The organism is Sphingomonas sp. SRS2, from assembly GCF_000971055.1.
Lineage (GTDB): Bacteria > Pseudomonadota > Alphaproteobacteria > Sphingomonadales > Sphingomonadaceae > Rhizorhabdus.
Genome location: NZ_LARW01000040.1, coordinates 48,103 through 72,411, shown reverse-complemented (window position 1 = coordinate 72,411; position 24,309 = coordinate 48,103). Strand labels below are relative to the sequence as shown.

Annotated in this window: 26 protein-coding genes; 17 read left to right on the top strand and 9 right to left on the bottom strand. The window is 63.7% G+C overall.

Annotated features, from left to right (window positions below; genetic code table 11):
* The first annotated feature begins 100 nt into the window (after positions 1-100).
* From WP12_RS01020 to WP12_RS00985, 8 genes are all read left to right on the top strand, one after another.
* The gene (locus WP12_RS01020) at positions 101-1,357 is read left to right on the top strand and encodes an aspartate kinase (RefSeq protein ID WP_046191893.1); all 1,257 of its coding nucleotides are present in this window, start codon (positions 101-103) and stop codon (positions 1,355-1,357) included.
* 26 nt (positions 1,358-1,383) lie between these two features.
* A complete protein-coding gene (locus tag WP12_RS01015) occupies positions 1,384-2,370 on the top strand; it encodes an NAD(P)H-dependent flavin oxidoreductase (RefSeq protein WP_046192001.1) in 987 nt (328 codons plus the stop codon).
* Positions 2,371-2,418: 48 nt separating this feature from the next.
* On the top strand, positions 2,419-4,698 hold the full coding sequence (ptsP, locus tag WP12_RS01010) for a phosphoenolpyruvate--protein phosphotransferase (protein ID WP_046191892.1): 2,280 nt from the start codon (positions 2,419-2,421) through the stop codon (positions 4,696-4,698).
* A gap of 113 nt (positions 4,699-4,811) precedes the next feature.
* Positions 4,812-5,738 carry a helix-turn-helix domain-containing protein gene (locus tag WP12_RS01005; protein WP_046192000.1) on the top strand — a complete coding sequence of 309 codons (927 nt, stop codon included), beginning with the start codon at positions 4,812-4,814 and terminating at the stop codon, positions 5,736-5,738.
* Positions 5,739-5,793: 55 nt separating this feature from the next.
* Positions 5,794-6,702, top strand: a complete 909-nt coding sequence (locus tag WP12_RS01000) for a tetratricopeptide repeat protein (protein ID WP_046191891.1) — start codon at positions 5,794-5,796, stop codon at positions 6,700-6,702.
* 143 nt (positions 6,703-6,845) lie between these two features.
* Entirely contained in the window at positions 6,846-7,778 is a 933-nt protein-coding gene (gene tilS, locus WP12_RS00995; RefSeq protein ID WP_235398848.1) for a tRNA lysidine(34) synthetase TilS, read from the top strand.
* A gap of 79 nt (positions 7,779-7,857) precedes the next feature.
* Positions 7,858-9,807 carry an ATP-dependent zinc metalloprotease FtsH gene (gene ftsH, locus WP12_RS00990; protein WP_046191889.1) on the top strand — a complete coding sequence of 650 codons (1,950 nt, stop codon included), beginning with the start codon at positions 7,858-7,860 and terminating at the stop codon, positions 9,805-9,807.
* Positions 9,808-9,889: 82 nt separating this feature from the next.
* Entirely contained in the window at positions 9,890-11,284 is a 1,395-nt protein-coding gene (locus WP12_RS00985) for an RNB domain-containing ribonuclease (protein ID WP_046191888.1), read from the top strand.
* On the opposite strand, the gene WP12_RS00980 is transcribed toward WP12_RS00985, so the two are convergent.
* The gene (locus WP12_RS00980; RefSeq protein WP_046191887.1) at positions 11,281-11,571 is read right to left on the bottom strand and encodes a hypothetical protein; all 291 of its coding nucleotides are present in this window, start codon (positions 11,569-11,571) and stop codon (positions 11,281-11,283) included. The genes WP12_RS00985 and WP12_RS00980 overlap by 4 nt on opposite strands.
* 86 nt (positions 11,572-11,657) lie before the next feature.
* Entirely contained in the window at positions 11,658-11,801 is a 144-nt protein-coding gene (locus tag WP12_RS25155) for a hypothetical protein (protein ID WP_160299114.1), read from the bottom strand.
* On the opposite strand from WP12_RS25155, the gene WP12_RS00975 reads away from it, so the two are divergent.
* From WP12_RS00975 to WP12_RS00960, 4 genes are read left to right on the top strand one after another with little or no spacing between them, the layout of a single operon-like run.
* Positions 11,800-13,029, top strand: a complete 1,230-nt coding sequence (locus WP12_RS00975) for a hypothetical protein (RefSeq protein WP_052730150.1) — start codon at positions 11,800-11,802, stop codon at positions 13,027-13,029. The genes WP12_RS25155 and WP12_RS00975 overlap by 2 nt on opposite strands.
* Positions 13,030-13,047: 18 nt before the next feature.
* On the top strand, positions 13,048-13,554 hold the full coding sequence (locus WP12_RS00970) for a PepSY domain-containing protein (protein WP_235398831.1): 507 nt from the start codon (positions 13,048-13,050) through the stop codon (positions 13,552-13,554).
* Positions 13,555-13,572: 18 nt separating this feature from the next.
* The gene (locus tag WP12_RS00965) at positions 13,573-14,250 is read left to right on the top strand and encodes a response regulator transcription factor (RefSeq protein ID WP_046191886.1); all 678 of its coding nucleotides are present in this window, start codon (positions 13,573-13,575) and stop codon (positions 14,248-14,250) included.
* Positions 14,247-15,596 carry a sensor histidine kinase gene (locus WP12_RS00960; RefSeq protein ID WP_046191885.1) on the top strand — a complete coding sequence of 450 codons (1,350 nt, stop codon included), beginning with the start codon at positions 14,247-14,249 and terminating at the stop codon, positions 15,594-15,596. The genes WP12_RS00965 and WP12_RS00960 overlap by 4 nt, the downstream gene beginning before the upstream one ends.
* A gap of 6 nt (positions 15,597-15,602) precedes the next feature.
* Here WP12_RS00960 and WP12_RS00955 read toward each other — a convergent pair whose 3' ends face one another.
* A complete protein-coding gene (locus tag WP12_RS00955; RefSeq protein ID WP_046191884.1) occupies positions 15,603-16,271 on the bottom strand; it encodes a spermidine synthase in 669 nt (222 codons plus the stop codon).
* 5 nt (positions 16,272-16,276) lie between these two features.
* The gene (locus WP12_RS00950; protein WP_046191883.1) at positions 16,277-16,588 is read right to left on the bottom strand and encodes a DUF6481 family protein; all 312 of its coding nucleotides are present in this window, start codon (positions 16,586-16,588) and stop codon (positions 16,277-16,279) included.
* 256 nt (positions 16,589-16,844) lie between these two features.
* Between WP12_RS00950 and WP12_RS00945 the strand changes: the two genes are divergently transcribed.
* Positions 16,845-17,120, top strand: coding sequence for a type II toxin-antitoxin system HicB family antitoxin (locus tag WP12_RS00945; RefSeq protein WP_046191882.1), 276 nt, complete (start codon positions 16,845-16,847; stop codon positions 17,118-17,120).
* A gap of 25 nt (positions 17,121-17,145) precedes the next feature.
* Here WP12_RS00945 and WP12_RS25445 read toward each other — a convergent pair whose 3' ends face one another.
* Complete coding sequence (locus WP12_RS25445) at positions 17,146-17,301, bottom strand: hypothetical protein (protein WP_200894434.1); 156 nt, start codon at positions 17,299-17,301, stop codon at positions 17,146-17,148.
* A 117-nt stretch (positions 17,302-17,418) separates the two neighbouring features.
* On the bottom strand, positions 17,419-17,856 hold the full coding sequence (locus WP12_RS00940) for a UrcA family protein (RefSeq protein ID WP_046191881.1): 438 nt from the start codon (positions 17,854-17,856) through the stop codon (positions 17,419-17,421).
* Between the two features lie 193 nt (positions 17,857-18,049).
* Here WP12_RS00940 and WP12_RS00935 point away from each other — a divergent pair, with 193 nt between their 5' ends.
* The 3 genes from WP12_RS00935 to WP12_RS00925 all read left to right on the top strand — a co-directional run bounded on the left by WP12_RS00935 (position 18,050) and on the right by WP12_RS00925 (position 19,984).
* Entirely contained in the window at positions 18,050-18,760 is a 711-nt protein-coding gene (locus tag WP12_RS00935; protein WP_046191880.1) for a lysozyme inhibitor LprI family protein, read from the top strand.
* Positions 18,761-18,887: 127 nt separating this feature from the next.
* On the top strand, positions 18,888-19,652 hold the full coding sequence (locus WP12_RS00930) for a class I SAM-dependent methyltransferase (protein ID WP_046191879.1): 765 nt from the start codon (positions 18,888-18,890) through the stop codon (positions 19,650-19,652).
* A gap of 137 nt (positions 19,653-19,789) precedes the next feature.
* Positions 19,790-19,984: a hypothetical protein gene (locus WP12_RS00925; protein WP_046191878.1), complete on the top strand. Its 195-nt coding sequence runs from the start codon at positions 19,790-19,792 to the stop codon at positions 19,982-19,984.
* Here the strand turns inward: WP12_RS00925 and WP12_RS00920 are convergent.
* The 3 genes from WP12_RS00920 to WP12_RS00910 are packed head-to-tail and all read right to left on the bottom strand — an operon-like array spanning position 19,981 to position 23,137.
* Positions 19,981-21,012, bottom strand: a complete 1,032-nt coding sequence (locus tag WP12_RS00920) for an acyltransferase family protein (RefSeq protein ID WP_046191877.1) — start codon at positions 21,010-21,012, stop codon at positions 19,981-19,983. The genes WP12_RS00925 and WP12_RS00920 overlap by 4 nt on opposite strands.
* A complete protein-coding gene (locus WP12_RS00915) occupies positions 21,009-22,022 on the bottom strand; it encodes a glycosyltransferase family 2 protein (RefSeq protein ID WP_235398824.1) in 1,014 nt (337 codons plus the stop codon). Before WP12_RS00915 ends, WP12_RS00920 begins: the two co-directional genes overlap by 4 nt.
* On the bottom strand, positions 22,019-23,137 hold the full coding sequence (locus WP12_RS00910) for a hypothetical protein (protein WP_046191876.1): 1,119 nt from the start codon (positions 23,135-23,137) through the stop codon (positions 22,019-22,021). The genes WP12_RS00915 and WP12_RS00910 overlap by 4 nt, the downstream gene beginning before the upstream one ends.
* Positions 23,138-23,319: 182 nt before the next feature.
* Here WP12_RS00910 and WP12_RS00905 point away from each other — a divergent pair, with 182 nt between their 5' ends.
* Positions 23,320-24,309: a glycosyltransferase family 2 protein gene (locus WP12_RS00905; protein ID WP_046191996.1), complete on the top strand. Its 990-nt coding sequence runs from the start codon at positions 23,320-23,322 to the stop codon at positions 24,307-24,309.

The window sequence follows — 24,309 nt, the reverse complement described above, 5'->3', positions numbered from 1 at the left end:
CGGGAATCAGGCCGTGTTCAAAGGGCTCGGACCTCGATCCGTTGGATCAAGGTTGGGGGCTTTTCCGGTCGTTCCGACCACATGGGACACTTGTTTTTCTATGGCGCGCATCGTGATGAAATTCGGCGGAACCTCGATGGCGGGGATCGAGCGAATTCGCAACGTGGCGAAACGCGTCAAGCATGAGGTCGAACTTGGCAACGAAGTCGCGGTCGTCGTCTCGGCGATGTCAGGCGAGACGGATCGGCTAGTGAATTTCTGCCGTGAGGCATCGCCGCTCTACGATCCGCGCGAATATGATGTCGTGGTTGCGTCGGGCGAGCAGGTGACAAGCGGACTTCTGGCGATCGTCCTCCAGTCGATGGGCGTCAACGCGCGCAGCTGGCTCGGCTGGCAACTGCCGATCCGCACCAGCGACGCACATGCCTCCGCGCGCATCCAGGACATAAACTCCGACGCGATCGGCAAGGCGATGGCTGCTGGCGAGGTTGCGGTGATCCCTGGTTTCCAGGGCCTGACCGAGGACGAGCGCATTACCACGCTTGGGCGCGGCGGATCGGACACTTCGGCGGTCGCGGTCGCCGCAGCGATGAAGGCCGATCGTTGCGACATCTATACGGATGTCGACGGCGTCTATACCACCGATCCACGTATCGTGCCCCGGGCGCGCAAGCTCGCCAAGGTCACTTATGAGGAAATGCTCGAGCTCGCCTCGGTCGGCGCAAAGGTGCTGCAGACCCGGTCGGTGGGCCTTGCGATGAAGGAGAAGGTGCGCGTGCAGGTGCTCTCCTCCTTCGACGAGCCTACCGATAATCCAACCCCCGGCACGATGATCGTCGGCGAGGAAGAACTCGAAGGAAGCGCCATGGAACGCCAGCTCATCACCGGCATCGCCTATGACAAGAACGAGACCAAGGTCACCCTGATCGCGGTTCCCGATCGTCCCGGCGCGGTTGCCGCGATCTTCGCGCCGCTTGCCGATGCCAACATCAACGTCGACATGATCGTCCAGAATGTCGCGCATGACAGCGGCTCGACCGATGTGACCTTCACCGTCCCTTCGGCTGAGCTGGCCCGCTCGCTCGACGTGCTCGAACGCGAGCGCGCGACGATCGGCTATGAGCGGCTGATCCACGACGCCAATGTCGCCAAGATATCGGTTGTCGGTGTCGGCATGCGCAGCCATGCGGGCGTCGCTTCGAAGATGTTCTCGGCGCTGGCAGGGCGCGGGATCAACGTCCTCGCGATCACCACGTCGGAGATCAAGGTCTCGGTGCTGATCCACGAGGATTATACCGAGCTTGCGGTTCGTGTCTTGCACACCGCTTATGGCCTCGACGCGGAGGACGCCGCTTGAGCGGCCAGGCGCGCCTCACCGGATTGATGGCGCGCGGCGCTGCTTTTCTCGGCAGTGAGCAAGCGATTTTGGCCGGCGCGATGAGCTGGGTATCGGAGCGCCATCTTGTGGCGGCGATGTCCAATGCCGGCATCTTCGGCGTCATTGCCTGCGGGGCAATGACGCCCGAACTGCTCGATGCCGAGATCGAAGGCACCAAGGCGCTTACTGCGAAGCCGTTCGGCGTCAACCTGATCACGATGCATCCCGATCTCGATGCGCTGATCGACATTTGCGCGAAGCATCAGGTCGGGCATGTCGTCCTCGCCGGCGGCCTGCCGCCCGGCGGCGCGATCGAGAAGATCAAGGCCTCGGGCGCGAAGGTGATCTGCTTCGCCCCCGCGCTGGCCCTCGCCAAGAAATTGATCCGTTCTGGTGTGGATGCGCTGGTGATCGAGGGCATGGAAGCCGGTGGCCATATCGGCCCGGTCTCCACATCGGTGCTGGCGCAGGAGATGCTGCCGACCATTGCTGAACAGCTTCCGGTCTTCGTCGCGGGCGGTATCGGGCGCGGCGAAGCGATTGCCGGCTATCTCGAGATGGGCGCGGCGGGGGTCCAGCTCGGCACCCGTTTCGTCTGCGCCACCGAATGTATCGCGCACCCCAATTTCAAGAAGGCGTTCATCCGCGCCTCCGCGCGCGACGCGGTCGCCAGCGTGCAGATCGACCCCCGATTGCCGGTTATTCCGGTGCGCGCGCTCAAGAATTCGTCGAGCGAACTGTTCACCGCCAAGCAACGCGAAGTCGCGCAGCTGCTCGATGAGGGCAAGGTAGAGATGCTCGAAGCCCAGCTTCAGATCGAGCGTTATTGGGCTGGCGCACTGCGCCGCGCGGTCATCGATGGCGACGTCGAGAACGGATCGGTTATGGCGGGCCAGTCGGTCGGCATGGTGACGAAGGAAGAGCCGTTGGCCGATATCGTCGCGACGCTGACGGGCGAGGCGGCCATCGCCCTGGATCGCCGCGCCGCCTGAAGATTCCATCATTGGAATCCCGCCACGCTTTCTGTTAGCGGACCTGTGATGGCACCACTGACCGCAACATCCGCTGCGCGCGAGATTCTGACGCGTCTCCACGATGTGATGGCGTCGCGGTCGGCTGCCCAGACCAAGCTCAATCAGGTTGTCCAGATCATTGGCGAGGCGCTCGGCACCGAAGTGTGCTCGATCTACCTGCTGCGCGACGGCGTGCTCGAACTGTTCGCGACCCGGGGCCTCAAACAGGCCGCCGTCCATGTCACCAAATTGGGGCTCGGCGAAGGGCTGGTCGGAACTATTGCCGATAATGTCGAGACGCTCAATCTTGACGAGGCAACCAGCCATCCCGATTTCGCGTACAAGCCGGAGACGGGCGAAGAACTGTTCCACAGCTTTGCAGGCGTGCCGATCGTGCGCCGCGAGAAGGCGGTCGGTGTGCTCGCCGTGCAGCATCGCGAACAGCGCAAGTTCGATGATGTCGAGATCGAGGCGCTGCAGACCGTCGCCATGGTGCTAGCCGAACTGATCGCGGGCGCCGGGCTGATCGACGAAAGCGGTCCCGGCGCGCAGGGCGCTCGCGACACCAGTCCGGTCCGTCTGCCGGGTCTCAAGCTCGTGGAGGGCATGGCACGGGGCAAGGCGGTCTATCACCAGCCGCGCATCGAGATCGAGCATACCGTTGCCGAGGATATCGAGGTCGAGCGGCATCGCGTCATATCGGCATTCGCCAAAATGCGCGATCAGATCGAACGCATGACCCGCGAGGCCGATTTCGGTGCGGCGGGCGAGCATCAGGACGTCCTCGCGATGTACAAGATGTTCGCGTATGATGAAGGCTGGATCCGGCGGATCAATGAAGCGATCGACAGCGGCCTGACCGCCGAGGCCGCGATCGAACGCGTGCAGCAACGCACCCGCATGCGTATGCGCGAGATTTCCGATCCGTTGCTCGCCGACCGGATGCACGATCTGGAAGATCTCTCCAATCGCCTGCTTCGTATCGTCTCCGGGCAACTTGGCACGGCGGCGCAACTTGGACTGCGTGGCAATTCGATCCTGATCGCCCGCAATCTCGGCCCCGCCGAACTGCTCGAATATGATCGCCGCCGCCTCAAGGGCGTGGTGCTGGAAGAGGGTTCGCTGACCGCCCATGTCACCATCGTCGCCCGCGCCATGGGGGTTCCGGTGCTGGGCCGCGTCAAGGATGTCCGCCGGACGATCAGCGATGGCGATGCGCTGCTGCTCGATGGAACGACCGGATCGGTCGTCGTTCGGCCGAACGCGACGATGGAAGAAGCGTTCGAGGCGAGGATGGTCGTCGGCCAGAAGCGCCGGGCCGAGTTCGCCGCGATGCGCGATCTGCCCGCGCAGACGACCGACGGGCTGCGGATCGAGCTGATGATCAACGCGGGCCTGCGCGACGACATGGCCGCGCTGGATGTTACCGGGGCCGATGGCGTGGGGTTGTTCCGCACCGAGTTCCAATTCCTCGTCTCTGCAACCCTGCCACAGCGCGAGCGCCAGCAGCGGCTCTACAAGGAAGTGCTCGACGCCGCCGGCGATCGCCCGGTGATTTTTCGCACGGTCGATATCGGCGGCGACAAGGCGCTGCCCTATATGAACAAGGCCGATCACGCCGATGAGGAAAATCCCGCACTCGGCTGGCGCGCGATCCGGCTCGCGCTGGAACGCGATGCACTAATGAAGGTGCAGGCACGCGCGCTGATCGAAGCGGCGGCGGGGCGGACGCTCAGCGTCATGTTCCCGATGGTGTCGGAACCCTGGGAGTATGACGAGGCGGTGGCGTTGTTCGAGGCGCAGCGCAAATGGGTGCATGGGCGGCATCGCCCGCTGCCGAACCTGATTCGTTACGGGACGATGCTCGAGGTTCCGGCGCTTGCCGAGAGCCTCGACATGATCCTGCCCAAACTCGACTTCCTGTCGATCGGCACCAACGACCTCACGCAGTTTCTGTTCGCGGCCGATCGCGCCAATCCCAAGCTGGCCGAGCGCTATGACTGGCTGAGTCCGGCGATATTGCGCTTCATCGGCCGGGTCGCGCGGGAGACGCGCGCCGCAAATGTGCCGATCGGGGTGTGCGGTGAAATGGGCGGCCGATCGCTGGAAGCGATGGCGCTTATCGGCCTCGGGATCGATCGTCTTTCGATCACGCCGGCGGCGATCGGGCCGGTTAAGGCGATGATCCGTTCGCTCGATGCGGCGGCGCTGCGCGCAAAGATGGGCGACTTCCTCGCGCGCCCGGCACGCAGCCTCCGTAAAGATCTTACGGCATGGGCCGAGAGCAATGGGGTTGCGATCACCTAAAATGCGCGGCAGACCGTGTCGGTCAGGGGGACGGTTACGCCGATGGCGGAGATGCAGGCCAATCTTCAATTGGTTGCTTGCCTCTTCCGTGCGGGGGCGTGAAGGAGAGCGCAATGGTTGATGGCGCGGATGACAATCGGGGCATGTTTCCCGCTTTGGTCGGGGAGCAACTGGCCGCCGAGCGCGCGCGCCAGAAGCTGGAGCTCAGCGATATCGCGGCCCGCAGCCGCATTCCGCTGCGGCACCTCGAAGCGATCGAGACCGGCAAGCATGCCGGATTGCCGGCAATTCCTTATTCGGCGGGCTTCGTAAAAAGCTACGCCAATATCTTGGGCCTCGATGGACAGGCGCTGTCGCGTGCCTTCCGGGATCAGGTGGGCGAAGAGCGCCGCGCCTATTTCGAACCCGAAGCTTATGAGCCGGTCGACCCGTCACGCGTGCCCTCGCGGCTGCTGGCAATGATCGCGCTCGGTGTCGCGCTGCTGCTCGGCATGGGCTATCTGCTACTCCGCTTTGAAGGCGACAATAGCGATCTCGCCAAGCTCGCCGCCGATACCGTGCCCGATGCTCGGCCGGTGGCGGCCCGCCCGGCGCCGCCGCCCGCCGCCGTTACGGCTGCACCTGCCGCACCTGCCGCTCCTGTCGCGCCCAGCGGTCCGATCAGCATCGCGGCGAGCGAGGATGTGTGGATCAAGGTCTCCGAAGCCGACGGCAGCCAGACCTATATGATGGACGTGCTTTCCGCCGGTCAGAGCTTTACTGTACCCGATACGGCGGTCGATCCGGTCCTGCGCACCGGCAGGCCGCAGGTGATGAAAGTCCTGATCGGCGATACGGCGTTGCCGCCGGTTGGGGAGCCTGATCGAGTGGTGCGCGCCTACAGCCTCAAGCGCGATGCACTGGTCGCGATTGCAATGGCGGCTACGCTGCCGCCCGGCCTTACCACCACTGCCGGCAATGCCACTGATCCGCTGGTGTCCGCCGCCGGTTCCGGCTCGGCTGGGCCGATAAGCGACTCCGGCCAGCGTCCGCAGCCTTGATTTTGGCCACCACGCGGCACTATCGCAGCGAACGATCTCTCGAGGATATAATATCATGAAGACGGCGATCATCGCCCTCCTGCTTCTTTCCGCCGCCGCCCCCGCGCTCGCTCAGCAGGATCTGCCGATCGAAGGCCGCGTAGGTAAGCTGGAGAAGGAAATGAAGGCCGTCCAGCGCAAGGTTTTCCCCGGCGGGGCGCAGCAATTTTTCGAGCCCGAGATCAAGCCGCAGGTCGCGCCGGCCGTTGCGGCCGGCGTTCCCGCCGACACGCCCGTGGCCGATCTGTCGCGCCGGGTCGATGCGCTGGAAAAGGCGCTTGCGGCGATGACCGGCCAAGTCGAGCAGAACAGCTTCAATCTGCGCAAGCTTGAGGACCAGTTTGCCAAGATGAAGGGCGACGCCGAGTTCCGGTTGAACGTGTTGGAGGGCAAGGCGGCGCCTGTCGCCGGTGGAGCGCCGGCTGGCGCAAATCTGCCCTATGTCGTTCCCCCCGCACCCAAGGGCCCGACCGCCGGGACGGTTGCTGCGGCTCCCACGCCCGGTTCGGCCGCAGCGGTGACGCCGAGCGGCGATCCGGGCAAGGATGCCTATTTGGCGGGCTATGCCCTTTGGGAGCAGAAGAAATATCCTGAGGCAGTCGCCGCGCTGAAGGCGATGGCGGCCAAATATCCCAAGAATAAATATGCCAGCTACGCCCGCAACCTCGCCGGCCGCGCTTATCTGGACAACGGCCAGTATAATGAGGCGATCCGCGAGCTGTTCGACAATACCAAGGACGAAGCCGGCGAACGTGCGCCGCACAGCTATGTCTATATGGCGCAAGCGCTGATGAAGCGGAAACCGCCACTGCCCGACAAGGCGTGTCAGGCCTATGAAGTGCTGCTCGCCAAATACCCCGACAAGGTCACGGGCGGCCTCGCCGACCTCGTCACCAGGGGAAAGGCCGATGCCAAGTGCAAATGAGGGTGGGCCGGGTCTCAACCGGCTCTGCTTCCTCTCGTCATCCCAGCGAAGGCTGGGCCCCACCGCTCTCACCTGTCCGGCATCATCGCGAGATGTGAAAGACATGGATTCCAGCCTTCGCTGGAATGACGTGTGAGGGGATCGTGACGATCTCCGAAGATGCGCTCGACCGCTTCAGGGCTGACATCGCCCGACTGTCCGAAGATCGGCTCGGCCTGGCCGTCTCGGGTGGTCCCGACAGCATGGCGCTGCTCCATCTGGCCGCCGCGGCGATGCCAGGCAGGGTCGAGGCCGCGACGGTCGATCATGGCCTGCGTGCGGCAGCCGAAGCCGAAGCCGATCTGGTGGCGCGCGCCTGCTCGGTGCTGGGCGTTCCGCACAGGACGCTGACGATCGACGTGCCGAGGGAGGCCAGCATCCAGGCCGCCGCGCGTCGCGCACGCTACGAGGCACTGGCCGCCTGGTGCCGCGATCAGGGGCTGCCCGCGCTGGCCACCGCGCATCACGCCGACGATCAGGCCGAAACCCTGTTGATGCGCCTCGGGCGCGGGGCAGGGCTGTCGGGCTTGGCGGGTATCCGGGAAAGCCGCGACCTGGGCGGGGTGCGGTTGATCCGGCCACTGCTCGGCTGGCGGAGGACCGAACTCGCGGCGATAGTCGCCGACGTCGAAACGGTCGACGATCCCAGCAACGTCGATTCTCGTTACGATCGGACCCGCGCCAGGGCGTTGCTCGCATCGGCGCGCGAGGCTGTCGACGTGCGGCGCATGGCCGCTTCCGCTACCTATCTTGCCGAGGCCGATGCCGCATTTGAATGGATCGTAGAAGAGGCGATCCGCTCCAGGGTCGAACGTCTGGACGATGGTCCTGTTCTTGCCGATCTTGAGGACTTGCCGCGTGAGGTTCGCCGAAGGATATTGGCCAGGCTGATCAGTGAGAGTGATTCGCATGTGGATGGTCCCACCCTGGAAATCGCAATGGCGCGGCTCGAGGCGGGACTGATAGCGAGCGTGGGTGACCTCAAATTGTCGCCCGGACGACGCATCCTGATCGAAAAAGCGCCCCCGCGGCGGTGAAATCGCGGAGTGGACGGGTCTGTTCCATTGTTATTAATCGGCCGATGCCTATCTTGGCCCCGAAAGGCGGAACCGACGCATGAACGACGATAAAGAACCGAAACAGACCAATCCCTGGATGAAGAGCCTCGCCATCTGGATGGGCATTCTCCTCGCGCTGGTCGTTTTCGTGTCGATGTTCGAGAGCTCGTCGCGCACCGCGCAGGGCGATCAGATCGCCTATTCCGAATTTCTCGCCCGTGTCGATGAAGGCACGGTACGTGAGGCGGATATCGGAGAAGGCGTCGTCAGCGGCAAGTTCGCCAACGGCACTGCCTTTGTCAGCAATGCTCCGAATGATCCGACGCTGATCGAGCGACTCGCCAAGAAAAATGTCACTTTCCGCGCAAAGCCGGCCGAGCAGACCAGTTTCTGGATGATCATGCTCTATCAGTCGCTCCCCTTCCTGCTGATCCTGGGCATCGCCTTCTTCGTGATGCGGCAGATGCAGAAGAATGCCGGCTCGGGAGCGATGGGCTTCGGCAAGTCCCGCGCCAAGATGCTGACCGAAAAGCACGGCCGCGTCACCTTCGACGATGTCGCCGGCATCGATGAAGCGCGCGAGGAACTTCAGGAAATCGTCGATTTCCTCAAGGATCCGACAAAATTCGCCCGTCTTGGCGGCAAGATTCCGAAGGGTGCGCTGCTCGTTGGGTCGCCCGGCACCGGCAAGACGCTGCTCGCCCGCGCCATCGCGGGTGAAGCCAATGTTCCTTTCTTCACCATCTCGGGCTCGGACTTTGTCGAGATGTTCGTCGGCGTCGGTGCGAGCCGTGTCCGGGACATGTTCGAGCAGGCCAAGAAGAATGCGCCCTGCATCGTCTTCATCGACGAAATCGACGCGGTCGGCCGCCATCGCGGCGCCGGGCTCGGCAATGGCAATGATGAGCGCGAGCAGACGCTGAACCAGCTTCTCGTCGAAATGGACGGCTTCGAGGCGAATGAGGGCATCATCATCGTTGCGGCGACCAATCGTCCCGACGTGCTCGATCCCGCGCTGCTGCGTCCCGGCCGCTTCGACCGTCAGGTCGTCGTTCCGCGCCCCGACATCGAGGGCCGGGACAAGATTCTCGCCGTCCACATGAAGAAGATCCCGTTGGCGCCCGACGTCAATCCACGCACTATCGCGCGTGGAACCCCGGGCTTCTCGGGCGCTGACCTCGCCAACCTCGTCAACGAGGCCGCCCTCCTTGCGGCGCGCAAGGGCAAGCGCCTCGTCGCGATGAAGGAGTTCGAGGAAGCCAAGGACAAGGTCATGATGGGCGCCGAAAGGAAGTCCATGGTGATGACCGAGGACGAGAAGAAGGCGACTGCCTATCATGAGGCTGGCCATGCGCTGGTTTCGCTCCATGTCCCGGGTTGCGATCCGCTCCACAAGGTCACGATCATCCCGCGCGGCCGTGCGCTGGGCGTCACCTGGAACCTGCCGGAGCGTGACCGCTATTCGATGACGATGAAGCAGATGAAGGCGCGTCTCGCACTCTGCTTTGGCGGACGCATCGCGGAGCAGATCATTTACGGCAATGACGAACTCAACACCGGCGCCTCCAACGACATCCAGCAGGCCACCGACATGGCCCGTTCGATGGTGATGGAATATGGCATGTCGGAAAAGCTCGGCTGGCTGCGCTATCGCGACAATCAGGACGAGGTGTTCCTGGGCCATTCGGTGTCGCGCAACCAGAGCGTGTCCGAAGCTACCGCGCAGATGATCGACCAGGAGGTCCGCCGCCTGATCGAGGAGGCCGAGCACACCGCGCGTGCCGTCCTCACCGAAAATCTTGACCAGCTTCACCGTCTGGGCAGCGCGCTGCTCGAATATGAGACGCTGTCGGGCGAAGAATCGAAGCGCATCATTAAGGGCGAGGATATCGGCCGGGATGATGGAAACAGCCGCGCCCCTGCGGCGCTTAACACTGGGGGCTCCTCGATTCCGAAGAGCAAGCGGCCGGGCGGCAATGGCGGTTGGGGCGATCCACAGCCGGCCTGACGCCTGAATATATGTATGAAAAGGCCGTTCCGGCATGGTGCTGGGGCGGCCTTTTCCATGAGAGGAGAGTCTGGCGGCGGCGATGAAGGTTATCGCGGATCCCACGCGTGCCTTGGCGGACGGACTCGCGGCAATACGGCGCGACTTTGCCGTACCGCCTGGCTTTCCACCCGAGGTGCTTGCCGCGGCTGACGCTGCGATAGCGCGCGCTCCCCGTCAGCATGTCGACCGGACCAGCCAACGCTTCGTTACGCTCGACCCCGCGAGTTCGACCGACCTCGATCAGGCTTTTGCGATCGAGCGTAGCGGTACGGATTTACTACTCCATTATGCCATCGCCGACGTCGCTTGGTTCGTCGATGACGGCGACCGGATCGATGTCGAAGCTTGGCGGCGGGGCGCGACCCAATACCTCCCCGATGGCAAGGCCGGCCTATATCCGCCGGTGCTGGGGGAGGGGGCGGCCAGCCTTCTTCCCGGTAGTCCCCGGCCCGCGGTGGTCTTCACGGTGCGGGTCGATCGCGATGGTGGCGTGCTGCTCGACGCGGTTGAGCGGGCCATTATCCGTAACAGTGCGAAGCTGGCCTATGACAGTGTGCGGCCCGCCGATCTGCCACCCGATTTTGCCGAGCTGGCCGAGCGGATCATGGGCGCGGAGGACCGGCGCGGGGCAGCCCGCGTCGATCCGCCCGAGCAGGAAGTCGCTGCATTGGGCGAAGGCCGCTTCCAGCTGACCTTTCGCCAGCGACTGCTTTCCGAAGATCAGAATGCCGCACTATCGCTGGCGACGAACCTAGCGGTCGCCGACTTGCTGCAACAGGCAGGCACCGGGCTGTTCCGCGTCATGGCGGGCCCTGATGCGGATGCCGTCAAACGGTTGCGGCGGACGGCGAAGGCCTTCGATCTGATCTGGCCCGATATGGCGACGCTCGATCAGTTCGAGAAGACGCTCGACCCGCGCAATCCGCGCGCGGCTGCCTTCATGATGGCGGCTCGCCGCGCTGGCGGCGGCGCGTCCTATGTTCCTTATCGCAAAGGCGAAGTTCCGTGGCACGCGCCGATGGCGGCGACCTATGCGCACGCCACCGCACCGCTGCGGCGTCTTGCCGATCGCTACGTTCTGCGCGCCGCGCTGGCGGTCGCGAATGGACAGCCCGTGCCTGCCACCGTCGCTGAAGCTTTCATCCGGTTGCCGGCGGTCATGGCCCATGCGGACATGGTCGGCGGGCGCATCGAGCGCGCCGTGGTCGATCTCGCCGAGCTTGTAATGCTCCAGGGCCGCGAAGGTGAGGCCTTTGCCGCAGTCGCGACCGACGTCGACGAGCGTGGCATCCGTATCCAGCTCCGCGACCTGCCCGTTGCCGCCCGTGTGAATGCCACGGGTATTGGCCCCGGTGAGGATCTGGATGTCAGGCTTGTCGCCATCGACGCGGGCCGCCGCGCCGTTCGTTTCGAGCGGGTGGTTTCCCCACCCTAAGCTGTCGCAGTCGGGTGCCGGGGTGGATAGCGGAGGACCGGCTTCGCCGGTTCGTAAGACGGCGCGATGCGTCGCGCGACCTTGCGGAAACCTACGTCGCTTCTGACCGCGACCGCCAACGGCGTTCCGCCGAACTGGGCGTCAGCGGTATTCAGAAACGCCATGGCCGCCGGCCCGTTGCCGAAATGCTCGATCGCCATTTTCACGATCCGCGATTGCCTGTCGATCGAGGCGCTTCGCAGCTTGGGGGTGCGCAGTCTGCGCTCGAACCATCCATTATGTCGCATGCCGATGCCATCCTTTCCGTGGATGGCTTGGGAATAGGGCCTGGCCGGCGGGGATCGCCGTGACCGTTATCACGGCCCGAATCCGCTCATCGCGGGATCGCCTCTTCCCGCCGGGCGAGTGGGGGAAAATGGCCAGCGCGAACATGACGAAAATCAAATGTTTGCGCCACCGTCGCTCCATCGCCACGCGCTATTTGTGCATCATCGGCAATGGCGACGAAGGCGATCATGCAGGGATCATCAGCGAAAACCGGTGCGATCGAGGCGGCATTGCCCCGCATCCGCGCGAGCACGCCCCTTGCCGCTCAGGCCGCGCCGCTGCCGCGCGTCGCCTTCCTGTTCAACGCGCAGGCGCACCAGATCCTCCACGGCATCACCGTCGCCGAACAACTCGCATGGGGCTGGCAGGCCAATGTCGATATCCTTTCGGCCTCGGTCGATCATCTTACTCTCGCCCGACGGCTCACCGCCCCGGACAGCCATTGCCTTCTGCGCTTCAACCTGATCGGGTCATCGGCGCTGCGCCGGACCGCGGCGGCGATCGGCAGCGTCGTGCCGCCCAAGGTGCTGACCCTGTTCGAGGCGCGCCGCCGCCTCAATGCCTATGACGCTATCGCGCTGCCTGAGCGCACCTCGACGATCATGCGCGGGCTCGGCGTGCGCCGCCCCCGGCTGATCCATCTCGACCATGGCGCAGGCGACCGCGCCGCAGGCTTCGACCCGCGCATCGCCCGCTTCGATTTTGCGCTGATCGCTGGCGAGAAGCAGCGCCGCCGCATGCTCGCGGACGGGCTGATTCGCACCGGAGCGCATGCGGTGGTCGGTTATCCCAAGTTCGAAGCTGCCGACAGATCGCGTCGCGATGGCTGGGCGCCCTTTGCGGATGCGCGGCCGATCATCCTTTACAATCCCCATTTCTCGAAGGAACTGGGCAGTTGGCGCAGCCATGGGGCCGAGATCGTCCGCCGGATTGCGGAGGATGGCCGCTTCAACCTGATCGTCGCCCCGCATGTTCGGCTGTGCGACAACCGCAAGCGTCGCGCCGCCTTTCTGGAGATGCTGGAGCCGGTGGCGCATCTGCCCAATGTCCATATCGATCCGGGCAGCGACCGCTCGATCGACATGAGCTATACGATGATGGCCGATCTCTATCTCGGCGACGTCAGCAGTCAGATCTACGAATTCCTGCGCACGCCGCGCCCTTGCCTGTTCATCAACGGCAACGGTCGGCCGTGGCGTGACGATCCCGATCATGCGCATTGGCGCTTCGGCCCGGTGATGGAGGATGCCGCGCTGATCCTGCGGGCGATCGATCACGCCATCGATACCCATGCCGACTTCGCGGCCGGGCAGCGGCAGGGATTCATCGACACCTTCGATCTAGACGAAGGCGAAAGCCATTCGCGCCGCGCCGCTGCCGCCATCGCCGCCTTTCTCCGCCTGCAACCCCGTATCTGATCCAAGAAGGAGTATGTTGTGAAATATGCGTTTGTGGCGGCGCTCGCCGCCTGTCTGTCGCTTCCCGCTTTCGCCCAACCCGGTAATGATGGCTTTGTCGGCGTCACCCGTGCGGTGATCTCCGCCGAGCGCAGCCTGTCGGCGCGGGCGATAGAGGCCGAGCTGGAAACCCGAAGCGGACGCCTCGTCTACGAGATCGATCTGGTGCGAGGCGCGACGCTGCATCGCGTCACCGTCGATGCACGCAGCGGCAAGCTGCTCACCACCGAGAAGCCGCGCATGGAGAACTGGCTGCGCGCCTGGACCGATGCCGAACGTCTCCGCAAGGGCGGCAAGGCTGCGCCACTTGGCAGCCGGCTCACGGCGCTAGAGCAGCAGAGCGGTGGTGAGGTGAAGGAAGTCGAGTTCGATCTGCACAAGGGCCGGGCGGTCTATGACATCGAACTCGCCACCGCCGCGGGCATCGGCGAAGTGCAGATCGATGCGCAGACCGGCCAGCGTCTCGAATTGGCCTATGACGATTGAGGTGCCATAGGCACGATAATGCAATTGTTGCTGATCGAGGATGACGCCCGCGTCGCGGATCATGTCGCCCGGGGCCTGCGCGAAGCGGGACATCTGGTCGATGTGGCGCGCGCGGGCCGCGAGGGGCTGCTGAAAGCCGCGGCCGAACAATATGACGCGATCATCCTCGATCGCATGCTGCCCGAGGTCGACGGCCTCAAGATTCTCCAGACGATTCGCGCGACCGGCGACAATATCCCGGTACTGATCCTCAGCGCGCTCGGCGATGTCGACGAGCGTATCAAGGGCCTGCGCGCTGGCGGTGACGATTACCTGCCCAAGCCCTTCGCGCTGTCCGAACTGGTCGCACGGGTCGAGGTGCTGGGCCGGCGCGGGCCAGCGATTGCGGAAACCACCCAACTTACGATAGGCGACCTCGCGGTCGATCTGCTTGGGCTGACGGTGACGCGCGCGGGGCGGCGCATCGACTTGACCCAGCGCGAGTTCCGCATCCTCGAATATCTGATGCGCAACGAGGGCCGCGTCGTCACCCGCTCGATGCTGCTGGAAAATGTCTGGGATTACAGCTTCGATCCGCAGACCAACATCATCGATCAACATGTCAGCCGGCTGCGCCAGAAGGTCGACCGCGACTTCGCGACTCAGCTGATCCAGACGGTGCGCGGCACCGGCTATGTGATCCGTTCCGCTATATGACGGCGCTGGTCCACAGCCTGTCCTTCCGCCTGGCGCTGACCTATGTCGGGCTGTTCGCGGCATCGCTGCTCGTGGTTCTCGGCAGCTTCTATCTTGTCGTCATCTATCTGCCGCTCGAATCGGCCAAGTCGGAGGTGCAGCGCGAGGCGCGCAGTCTCCAGAACAGCTACATCGTCGACGGCGCTCCCGCGGTGGTCGAGCGGCTGCGTGCCCGCGAACGTGCACCAAATCCGCGTCGGGCATTTCATGCCTTTATCGATCGGGAAGGTCATGTCCTGTCGGCCAATCTGCCAAGCTGGCCCAACCAGCTGACGGAGGGTTGGTGGCGGCTCGAGGCCGACGATTATCTCGAAGGCGACGAGATCGATTATGAGGCGCTGACCATCGATCACGGCTTCGACGACGGGGCCCGACTGCTCGTAGGGCGCGATATCGAGGATGTCAGCGAGATCGAGGAGGTCCTCGCTTCAGGAACGCTGGTGGTGCTCGCGGCGGCGTTGGTGGTCGGGATATTGGGCGGAGGGCTGATGAGCCTCGCCATTGGCCGGCGGATTGAGGCGGTGAGCGCGACGGCGCGGCGGGTGATGGCCGGCGATCTGTCGCAGCGCGTGCCCGTGCGCGGCAGCGGCGACGATTTCGACCGGCTTGCCGAAACGCTGAATCTCATGCTGACCCGGATCGAAGAAGCATTGGAGGCGGTCCGCCGGGTGTCCGACAGCGTCGCGCACGAACTGCGCACCCCGCTGGCGCGGCTCAAGGCCGATCTGGAGGATGCGGCTACCGAGGGACACGAAGCTCGGCTGGCTTCGGCGATCAGCGAGGCGAACCGGTTGGAAAAGATTTTCGACGCGGTTCTGCGCATTGCTCGGATCGAGGCAGGCCGCCACGACGCGACGACGCGCCCGGTCGATCTTTCGACGCTGCTGGAAGACGTGGTCGACTATTATTTGCCTGCCGCCGACGAACGGCGGATAGATTTCGTGGCGACGATCGAACCGGGCCTGATCGTCAACGCTGACGGTGATCTGATTTTCCAGGCGATGGCGAACCTTATCGACAATGCGATCAAATATGCTCCGGCGAGAGGGAAGGTCGCGCTGACGGCGCAACTCGCCTCCGCCGCGGTGATTGTAACCCTCGATGATAACGGACCGGGTATCCCCCCCGAGCATCGCGCCCGCGTCACCGAACGCTTCTATCGCGCGCCATCGGTAAGTGATCAGCCGGGTGAAGGCCTTGGGTTGAGTCTTGTCGCCGCCGTGGCGGCGCTCCATGGTTCGGCGATCATATTCGAGGACGGAGAGCCTGGCCTGCGCGTACGCTGGACGATTCCGCGAGCAGTGTAGAGGCGGCTATTTGATCGCCAGCCAGATCACGTGATGCGCGCCCTTCACGCCAGTCGCGCGGACCTTGATCTCGTCGACCGAGAAGCTGGCGCGCTTGAGGCGTTCGGCGAAAACCTTGTCCTGATAGGCGGACCACACCGCCAATATGCCGCCGGGCTTCAGCGCTGCATGCGCGGCGCGCAGACCGTATTTGCCGTACAACCGGCCATTGTCGGGGTGGACCAGCGCATCCGGGCCATTGTCGACATCGAGCAGGATCGCGTCATAGCCTTCCGCCGGGGTCGCGATGGCTTCGCCGACATCGCCGATACGGATCGTCACGCGCGGGTCGTCGAGACTGTCCCCGAACAGGTGTGCCAGCGGGCCACGCGCCCAGTCGACGATCGACGGGACCAGTTCGGCGACGACGACCTCGGCCTTGGGCGGCAGCAGGGCGAGCGCCGCGCGCAGCGTGAAGCCCATGCCCAGCCCGCCGATCAGGAAGCGCGGGCGCGACCGATCCCTCAACCGTTCGCCGGGAAGATTGGCGAGCGCCTCTTCCGAACCGCGAAGACGGCTGCTCATCAACTCGTTGCGGCCCAACAGAATCATATAATCCTGCCCGCGGCGCATCAGGCGCAATTCGCCATCGGCGCCGGGAATCTTGGCGCTATCGAGTTGTTCGAGCGGGATCACGGTATTTAGCGCGCCTTGCGTGCGGCATAACGCGCGTCGCGCTCGGCCTTTTTCTGGGCTTCGGTCTTGGGAACAGGTTTCCTCGCTTCTGCCTCGGCGGCGCGGGCCGCCTTCTCGGCCTTGGCCTGCGCGATCGCGGCCTGCTTTTGCGCACGCGCTTCAGCCTGGGCGGCTTCGCGCTTCGCCTGCGCGGCCTGCCGCTCCGCGGCGACGGCTGGGTCTATCGGCGGCTTGGCGCGCAGCTTTTCGAGCGCGGTGGTCTTGGCTTGGTTGGCGCGCGAGAGGCGCTCCTGGAAACTGTCCTTGAACGGCGGCATGCTGGTAATTCCTGGATGTTATGAAGAGTGATGGAGAAACAGGCGCGGCGGCCTCATAGCGTCATGTCCGGCGCCATAGCAAAATTTCCGGCTGGCGGCTGTCTTAATGATCGAACGAACGAAAAAGTGGCGGCCCTGACCTAGGTACATCCCCTTAGGTCCGTTATGGCCCCGTAACGGAGGTCGCGGCGTTATACCCTCGTGAGACAGCGCCGATGATGAAATCGTCGGATTTGCGGCAGATAAGGAACCCTCCATGTTCGACGCCCCATCGATTCCGACGTCTTATATGGCTGTCGTTGAGCGCTCCGTTGGCGGATTCAGCGCGTTTTTCCCGTCTCTTCCACGGTGCACCGCCGTTGGCAGAAGCATGGCGGAACTCGAATATAACGCCGAGGAGGCCGTGTATGATCACCTGAAGCGATCCTTCCTGATGGGCGCGAACATGGTCGGGTTCATGGCTCGCGCGATTCCGCACGACAGTAACATACGGGGGGTTGCCCGCCTCTTCATCCATCCCAACGCACATTGAAGAAGTGCAGCTCAATCGGCAGCGGTTAGCGGTCGTTGGTGGTGAGCGGTATCTTGTTGGGGAGCTTTTTGCCCTTGGTCCGCCGGGACGGCACCTGGACGGGGTTCTTCTTCTTCCAGTCACCCCAGCGCATCGGGCCCTCCGGCGTGTCGATGATACGATCGTCGAGCGATTCGGTCATGGGAAATCCTGTGTTGTTCGGCCGGCCATGAACCTGTTTTTCTCCCGCGTCCAACCGGCTCGATGCGAATGACGAAGGAACGCATGATGCGGCCCTCCGCCATAAGCGCTATCGGTATCAGTCGGGATATTTCGAAATCCAGGCAGATGGATAGGGCGCTGACCAGGCAGGGCCCGCGACCCAGGTGGTTCCGCGTGGCGCGGCATTCGCCTCCAATGTGCCGATACGGCTCAACGCATCCCTTGAGGCGGCATCGCGGCAGGACGGAGTGACACTCGAACTACTGTCATTTTCGCCCAATTTTTCGCAAAGATAGCGTGCCGTCAGCCGGACGCGATGGCGGAGTTCCGCACGCCCACTGACGGTGCTGAGATCAAGGTCGGCATAGCTGACCGGCTGCGACAGGCTCTGTACGCTGTCGGGCAGCGTTCCATAGCGGCCCTGCACCACGATTTCCTCATTGACGGGTTGCGCCATCGCGGGAGTGGCTGCGGCCATGAAGGCGGTCCCGGCAACCAGCCAGCCGAGTTTTCTTGGGGAAAACAGGTTATTCATTTTTTGGTATCCTTTCCCAAAAGCCAGCCTATCAAAACAGGCTTTGCTCCCCACGACCGGCAGACTTTAAACCCCCCGAGCGGCCGCCCTGTTCCGGTCCCAGAGCAAGTCATTGGCACAGCTGTGCTTTTGATCACCCCGGCGGCATCGGCGGCGATGCATCGTCCTGCATCACCATCGCAGGATCACGCCAATGAAGATCGCCGCACTGCTACTGGTCTCCCTGTCGATATTGTCTGCCGCCCACGGCGCTCAGGCACGTGGAATCGATTGCTCGAAGGCCGCCACGAAGCTGGACCGCGCGATCTGCGCCGATCCTGCCGCGCTGGACTATGACCGGCGCATGGCAGCGGCCTATGGCATCGCGCTGGCGAGCTGGAACGGCGCGATCACGCGCTATGTACGACTCGATCAGCAGGAGTGGTTCACGGGCTTCCGCACGATCGAACTCGAAGCCGCGATCGATTCGGACTGCGTTGTCACAGATCCGGCATGCATCCGCGACGAACTGCGCCGCCGCGTCGAGGCTATGGAGAGCGGAAGCTATACATATTCCGGGGTGTATCGCGCGGCGGGCGGCATGAAGCTGCTTCTCCATCCTGGCCGCGCTAACGGCTATCGGGTTCGCGTCTACGATCCGGCCCGGGCAGCCAGGATCAATATCGTCACTGTCGGCGGCGAGCGTGCTGCCCTGTGGGATGGGCCACAGTTCATGGTGACTACCATGGGCGATTCCAATGGCTTGCCGCTTCCCAAGGAGGATGGCTGCACTCTCCGCATGCTGCCCGAAGCACTGGCGATCCGCGTATTTCAAAATGGGGCCTGCGGCGGGCAGATATATGAAGGCACCTATCATCGCCTGCTCGACGAGACGCTGCGCAGCTATGAGCTGGAACTCCATTGACGACCAGCGTGCCAGCGTATCATCCCGGCGTTTCGACGAACATCCTGCACGGTCGATAGCCGCCATGACAGCCGGTTGAGCACCCGCATGCTATGGTTCACCATCCCCTTACAAAGGGAGAGAGCCGATGCGCTTCAAGATGATACTTCCCGCGCTTGCCGGTGCGGCGCTGCTGCTGACCGGTGGGGCGGAGGCTGGAACTACCGGCTATCTGGCCGCCGCAGTGGCAGCACCGGGCCGTCCCGCCAAAGCCACCCAACTCGACGCCGGCCGCAAACCGGCCGAGGTGCTGGCCTTCCTTGGGCTCAAGCCGGGCATGGCTGCCGCCGATATCATGACCGGTTCGGGCTATTGGGCGGAGATCATGGCCAACGCGGTGGGACCCAAGGGCAAGGTCACGGCCTACGAGCCGCAGCAATTCTACAATGACCCCGATGAGCAGAAGGTCTGGAAGGTGCTGACCGAGCGCCGGCCCGACATAGATTTCGTCCGCTATCCATTCGAGACTTTTTCCGCAGGCGATCGGACATTCGATATCGTGATGATCAGCCTGAACTATCACGACCTCTATTGGGAATCGGCGCAATACAAGATCCCGCGCACCGATCCGAAAGCCTTTCTCAACGCGCTATACGCGGGGGTGAAGCCCGGCGGCGTGGTCGGCGTCATCGACCATGTGGGACCAGGCGGTGACACTCGCGCGGTGGTCGACAAGCTCCATCGTATCGATCCGGCGACGGTGGAGGCCGATTTTGCGGCGGCGGGTTTCGTGCTGGAGGCGAAAAGTCGATTGCTCGCCAGTGATGCCGACGATCACAGCAAGATGGTGTTCGACCCCGCGATCCGCGGCAACACCGACCGCTTCCTCTACCGCTTCCGCAAAGCCCGATAGCATTGCAGTGCCGATCGCGCGGATCGTCAGGTGAGGAATGACATCCGCGCATCGGGGGCGCTTTGCGGCGAACCGAAACCGCAATTAACCGTTTGTTGATGATCAAGGCGCCAGGGTCTCCGTAAGGGAGAATGCCCATGTCCGCCTCCGCCAATTTCAAGGCCAAAGCCTGTGCCGACGCCAGTTCCTGCCCGCCCGAGGGTGGGGATGCGGGCGTCGTCCATATGGCGGAGCGGCGCTGGCATCCGGCGCTGCGCGCGCTGACCGCGGTGGCGCTTGGCGCTGCCGTCTGGGTGCCCGTGGTCGCTGTCGGACGGCTGATTTTCAGCTAGCGCAGACCAAGCAAGAGCCGCCGGCTTGTTTTCCATCGCACCAGCACCGATTGCAACAGCATGGGCCCGGCAATAGCGGCGAACAATCCCGCCAGCAGCTGGATTCCCATATTACCGACGCCGAACCGGTTGAGCAGCAGTCGGGTGCCGACCACGAAGAAGATGTGAAACAGGAAGATCGCGAAGGAGGCATGGCCGATCCGCGCCAGCAGGCTGCTGCGCGGAGCATATGCGGTCAGTAGCAGCGGCGTCAGCCCTCCTATCACCAGCGATAGCCATGTCCCACGCCGCGCGCCCATATGCGGCGGCATCGTCGCGACATTGTCGATGTGCAGCCCGAGTGCGACGAGAAGGACGGCGACCAATATGATCATTTGCTTGCGGCTCAGGGGGCCGACGAAGCGCCGCGCGCCGATGCCAATGAAGAAGAAAGGGGCGAGGAATATCGCGCCGTTGACCGACAGAAAATCGATGGGTTCTGCGGGCACCGTCAGCGCGAAAGTCGCCAGCACGGCGACTGTACAGCCCTGCCAATGGCCGAGCAGATAGCGTTCGAGCAGCGGCAGGATCAGGAAGATCAGCAGCATCGCCTGTAGAAACCAGTAGATTTCGTAGGAGAAGAAATAGGCGCGGATCAGCCCGGCTGCAGCGTCGACAGGCGGCGCCGGCGTCCGTGCCAAAGCGACGAGATAGAAGATCGTCGTCACCGATAGCAGCGGCAGCGCCAGTCGCCGAAATTTCCCCTGCAGGAAAGAGCGCGGGGCGACAGGGTCGAGCGGCTTGAGCGCATAGACATAGCCCGAGATGAAGGCGAACAGGGGCATGCGGATATATATCAGCACGTCGAGAATCTGTCGGGTGATGGTGTCGTCGGCGATGCGCAGCCCGTCATCTGCGTTGCCACCGACGATATGAAACAGGACGAGCAGCACGCAGGCGATCCCGCGCGTGACCTGCACCCGATCCGCCAGCGGGCGGGCCGCTGCGGTCACGACACGCGGGGCATCTTGAGTGGTATGGCTGCTCACCGCAGGACCAATGCCGGAAGCCTGCGGTCCGAAGGCCGGGGCCTGAACTGCTGGTAGAGATAGCCTGCGCCCCAGCCGAGATGCATGAGCATCGCTGCGACGCCACTGGCCGCGACACAGTGGGACCTGGCTTTCAGGCCGATCAGCAGGCCATAGAACAGGCAGATCGACGCCCAGCCGAGCGCGGGCAGCGCGAAGAGGGGATGGAACGGCGCGAGTAGCAGCATCGCCAGGGCGATCGGCACGAGCAGCGGCAGCGCCTGCCGCGCCTTCAGCTTGGTGCCGTGCAGACGCATGGTGCGAGCGCGCCCGTCGCCATAGCGGAAATATTGGCGCAGCAGCGCGAGCGGCGTCTTGCGCGGATGATAGACGATCGCCTGGCGCGGCTCGAGCCAGATGCGCGCGCCCGCCGCCTGGAGGCGCAGGTCGAGCTCGGCATCCTCGTTATGGCTCTGGTTCTCGCGATAGCCACCCACCGCCAGGAAGAGATCGATCCGCATCAGCGCATGATGGCCGTGGTCGACGAACCGGCCCTCTCCGATATGGCGATGCGGCGATCCGCCGGTTCCGATCAGCGAGTTCTGGGCAGAGGCGCAGGCGCGCTGAAAGCAATCCCGGCCGGTTGTGATCATCGGCACCACGACCGAACTTGCCTCATGCCGCGCGGCGCTGTCGAGAAGTCCGGCCATGTAACCGGCCGGATAGTCGCAGTGCGCATCGACCCGCAGCAGCCATTTTCTGCCACGGCCCATCGTCGTCACCGCGAGATTTACCCCCGCGCTCTGGATGCGGCGGGGATTGTCGATCAGGGGAAGATTCGGGTGCCTGTGCTGAAAGTCGCGCACGATCGCATGGCTTCGATCGGTGCTGCCGCCATCGGCGACGACAATTTCGGCGGATGGCGCATCGGCGAGGAAGTGATCGAGCAGGCGTGAAAGATTGGCTTCCTCGTTGAGGCAGGGGATGACGATCAGAACATCGGCGGAGGCCGGGGCAGAGGCGGACATCATCGGGCCGCCATCATCGCGGCAGCCATCCTGTCGCAATCCAGTTGCCGGGTGACGAGGTCCGACGGCGGAATGCGCTCCACCCTCGTGCGTTCCGCATCATAGGCAGCCATGTCGAGCGCGGCGAAAAAATCTGGCAGATCGCGCACCGGGTCATCGACGAGAATGCCAGCATTGCGGCGGAGCAGCCACGCGCCGGTCTCTACCGACCGAAGCGCGATCGGTATCGATCCGTGGAAGCTGCCCTCGTAGAGTCGGTTCGGCAGCAGCCAGGCGGAGTTGAGGCCATCCTCGAAATAGTCGATCGCCCAAGTAAAATGTGTCCGCCGATACAGTTCAGCCAAATCACCTGTGCTGTAGGAGCCGGCATATTCTAGTCCTTCGACACCTGTAACGGCGGAGTCGAAATCGTCGATTTCCGAATAGGCGGGCTTGCCGGCGATAAGGACTTTGATGCGCCCTTGCGAGCGAGCCGCCAATGACGTCAGGATCGCGAGAGATTTTCGGCAGCGCAACATGCCGAACCAGCCAATCGTCCAAGGCGGTCCACCATCGCGCAAGAGCTTCGGTCGCGTCGAGGACCCCATGATCCGCAGCACCTTGTTTTCGAGCAGCAACGGTGGCTCGGTCATGTCCATCCGGGGCAGGAAATAGTTGGACAGGAAAGCGGGGGAACTGGTGATCAGGAGGTCGACCCGGCGCAGGTAGGACCGCTCGACCTTTTGGATCATACGGTGCGACAGCCGGCGGCCCAGCAAGGTCCGATGGATGTCCAGGCATTCGTAGACCAGTCGAACATTTCGGCGGCTTTTAACCGATTCCGCCGCCAATATAAGGGATTCCAGATTGCGTCCGACGATGATCGCGCAGTCCCGGATCGCGCGGCGAATCCTGCGGCCAAAGAGCAGGTTGCGGAGGATGGCGGCTGCGCGTTGACCGAGCCGTGCATCGGCGGTGCGGCCGAGATCGACAACCGGAGCGCCGCCGATATCGGCGGGAACGACGTCGGCTCGGCGGAACCCCAATATGATTGGGTTCAGGCCGGCCGCCTGCATCATGGAAACACGGCGCGCTACGGCGGCGTCGTGCAGATCATGGACGAAATACGCGACCTTCAAACCGGATCCTTTCGCGGCCCCCCGCTTCGTATCCCCCGCGCCAACTGATTCCCTATTGCGCTGCACTATCTATGTTGCGTCAAGAAACGAGTCGCCCTCGTTATGACCTTTTCTCCGACGATCCGTGTATTTTAGCCGCTCGGGCGATGCGTTTCGATCCTGCCCGAAATATTGATTTGTATATGCTGGCAGGAATGCCGCCCCCGACCGTCTGTGTGATCATCGCCGCCTACAATGGTGAACGGACAATCGCTCGCGCGGTGGCGTCGGCCCTGCGCGAGCCGGAGGTGCTGGAAGTGGTGGTGGTCGACGATGCTTCGTCGGACCAGAGCTCCGCCCGCGCGGCAGACGCCGACGATGGCAGCGGCCGGTTGAGAATATTGCGGCACGACGTGAATCGCGGTCCTTCGGCGGCGCGCAATCTGGCGCTACGATCGAGCAGCGCCGAGTTGGTCGCGGTGCTCGATGCCGACGACTTCATTGTTCCGGGGCGCTTCGCCCGGCTGTTCGCGGTTTCCGACTGGGACATGATCGCCGATAATATCGCCTTCATACCCGAACAGTCGGTTCCCGGTTTCGATATCGGCCAGTTGCGCGATTTTGCATCCGACGAACGGCCTATGACCCTGGCCGGCTTCGTCGAAGGGAATATCCCCCAGCCCAATATATCACGGGGCGAATTGGGCTTTCTCAAGCCGGTGATCCGCCGTGAGGTACTGGCGCGGCAGGGGCTCGATTATAATGAGGCGCTGCGGCTCGGCGAGGATTTCGTCCTATATTGTCAGTTGCTTGCCGCCGGCGCCCGGTTCCGGTTGATAGGCCAGTGCGGCTATGTCGCGGTCGAGCGGGCGCAGTCGCTGAGCGGGCGCCACCGCACTGCCGATCTGGCGGCGCTGGCAGCTGCGCATGACGGGCTGTTGCGGCACCCGGGTTTGTCCGCAATCGATCGGCGCATTGTCCAGCGGCATCGTAGCCACGTACTGCGTAAGCTTGGCCATCGCGACTTTCTCGACCGCAAGCATGCGCGTGGTTTCGCGCATGCGCTTTTTGGTTATGCGGCAAGACCGAGGATGCTTTTCGGGATTACTTGCGATATAGCAAAGGACAAGCTGTTCCGGCGGCCCGACGGGGCGCCGGAGAGCGAACAGATACCGCGTTATCTGTTCAGATGA

What these genes read in the sequence shown, in the direction of transcription:
- WP12_RS01020 (WP_046191893.1), top strand. Translation starts at nt 101, where the DNA reads ATGGCGCGCATCGTGATGAAATTCGGCGGAACCTCGATGGCGGGGATC.
- WP12_RS01015 (WP_046192001.1), top strand. Translation starts at nt 1,384, where the DNA reads ATGGCGCGCGGCGCTGCTTTTCTCGGCAGTGAGCAAGCGATTTTGGCC.
- ptsP (WP_046191892.1), top strand. Translation starts at nt 2,419, where the DNA reads ATGGCACCACTGACCGCAACATCCGCTGCGCGCGAGATTCTGACGCGT.
- WP12_RS01005 (WP_046192000.1), top strand. Translation starts at nt 4,812, where the DNA reads ATGGTTGATGGCGCGGATGACAATCGGGGCATGTTTCCCGCTTTGGTC.
- WP12_RS01000 (WP_046191891.1), top strand. Translation starts at nt 5,794, where the DNA reads ATGAAGACGGCGATCATCGCCCTCCTGCTTCTTTCCGCCGCCGCCCCC.
- ftsH (WP_046191889.1), top strand. Translation starts at nt 7,858, where the DNA reads ATGAACGACGATAAAGAACCGAAACAGACCAATCCCTGGATGAAGAGC.
- WP12_RS00985 (WP_046191888.1), top strand. Translation starts at nt 9,890, where the DNA reads ATGAAGGTTATCGCGGATCCCACGCGTGCCTTGGCGGACGGACTCGCG.
- WP12_RS00980 (WP_046191887.1), bottom strand. Translation starts at nt 11,571, where the DNA reads ATGCGACATAATGGATGGTTCGAGCGCAGACTGCGCACCCCCAAGCTG.
- WP12_RS00975 (WP_052730150.1), top strand. Translation starts at nt 11,800, where the DNA reads ATGCAGGGATCATCAGCGAAAACCGGTGCGATCGAGGCGGCATTGCCC.
- WP12_RS25155 (WP_160299114.1), bottom strand. Translation starts at nt 11,801, where the DNA reads ATGATCGCCTTCGTCGCCATTGCCGATGATGCACAAATAGCGCGTGGC.
- WP12_RS00965 (WP_046191886.1), top strand. Translation starts at nt 13,573, where the DNA reads ATGCAATTGTTGCTGATCGAGGATGACGCCCGCGTCGCGGATCATGTC.
- WP12_RS00960 (WP_046191885.1), top strand. Translation starts at nt 14,247, where the DNA reads ATGACGGCGCTGGTCCACAGCCTGTCCTTCCGCCTGGCGCTGACCTAT.
- WP12_RS00950 (WP_046191883.1), bottom strand. Translation starts at nt 16,588, where the DNA reads ATGCCGCCGTTCAAGGACAGTTTCCAGGAGCGCCTCTCGCGCGCCAAC.
- WP12_RS00945 (WP_046191882.1), top strand. Translation starts at nt 16,845, where the DNA reads ATGTTCGACGCCCCATCGATTCCGACGTCTTATATGGCTGTCGTTGAG.
- WP12_RS25445 (WP_200894434.1), bottom strand. Translation starts at nt 17,301, where the DNA reads ATGACCGAATCGCTCGACGATCGTATCATCGACACGCCGGAGGGCCCG.
- WP12_RS00940 (WP_046191881.1), bottom strand. Translation starts at nt 17,856, where the DNA reads ATGAATAACCTGTTTTCCCCAAGAAAACTCGGCTGGCTGGTTGCCGGG.
- WP12_RS00935 (WP_046191880.1), top strand. Translation starts at nt 18,050, where the DNA reads ATGAAGATCGCCGCACTGCTACTGGTCTCCCTGTCGATATTGTCTGCC.
- WP12_RS00930 (WP_046191879.1), top strand. Translation starts at nt 18,888, where the DNA reads ATGCGCTTCAAGATGATACTTCCCGCGCTTGCCGGTGCGGCGCTGCTG.
- WP12_RS00925 (WP_046191878.1), top strand. Translation starts at nt 19,790, where the DNA reads ATGTCCGCCTCCGCCAATTTCAAGGCCAAAGCCTGTGCCGACGCCAGT.
- WP12_RS00915 (WP_235398824.1), bottom strand. Translation starts at nt 22,022, where the DNA reads ATGATGTCCGCCTCTGCCCCGGCCTCCGCCGATGTTCTGATCGTCATC.
- WP12_RS00905 (WP_046191996.1), top strand. Translation starts at nt 23,320, where the DNA reads ATGCTGGCAGGAATGCCGCCCCCGACCGTCTGTGTGATCATCGCCGCC.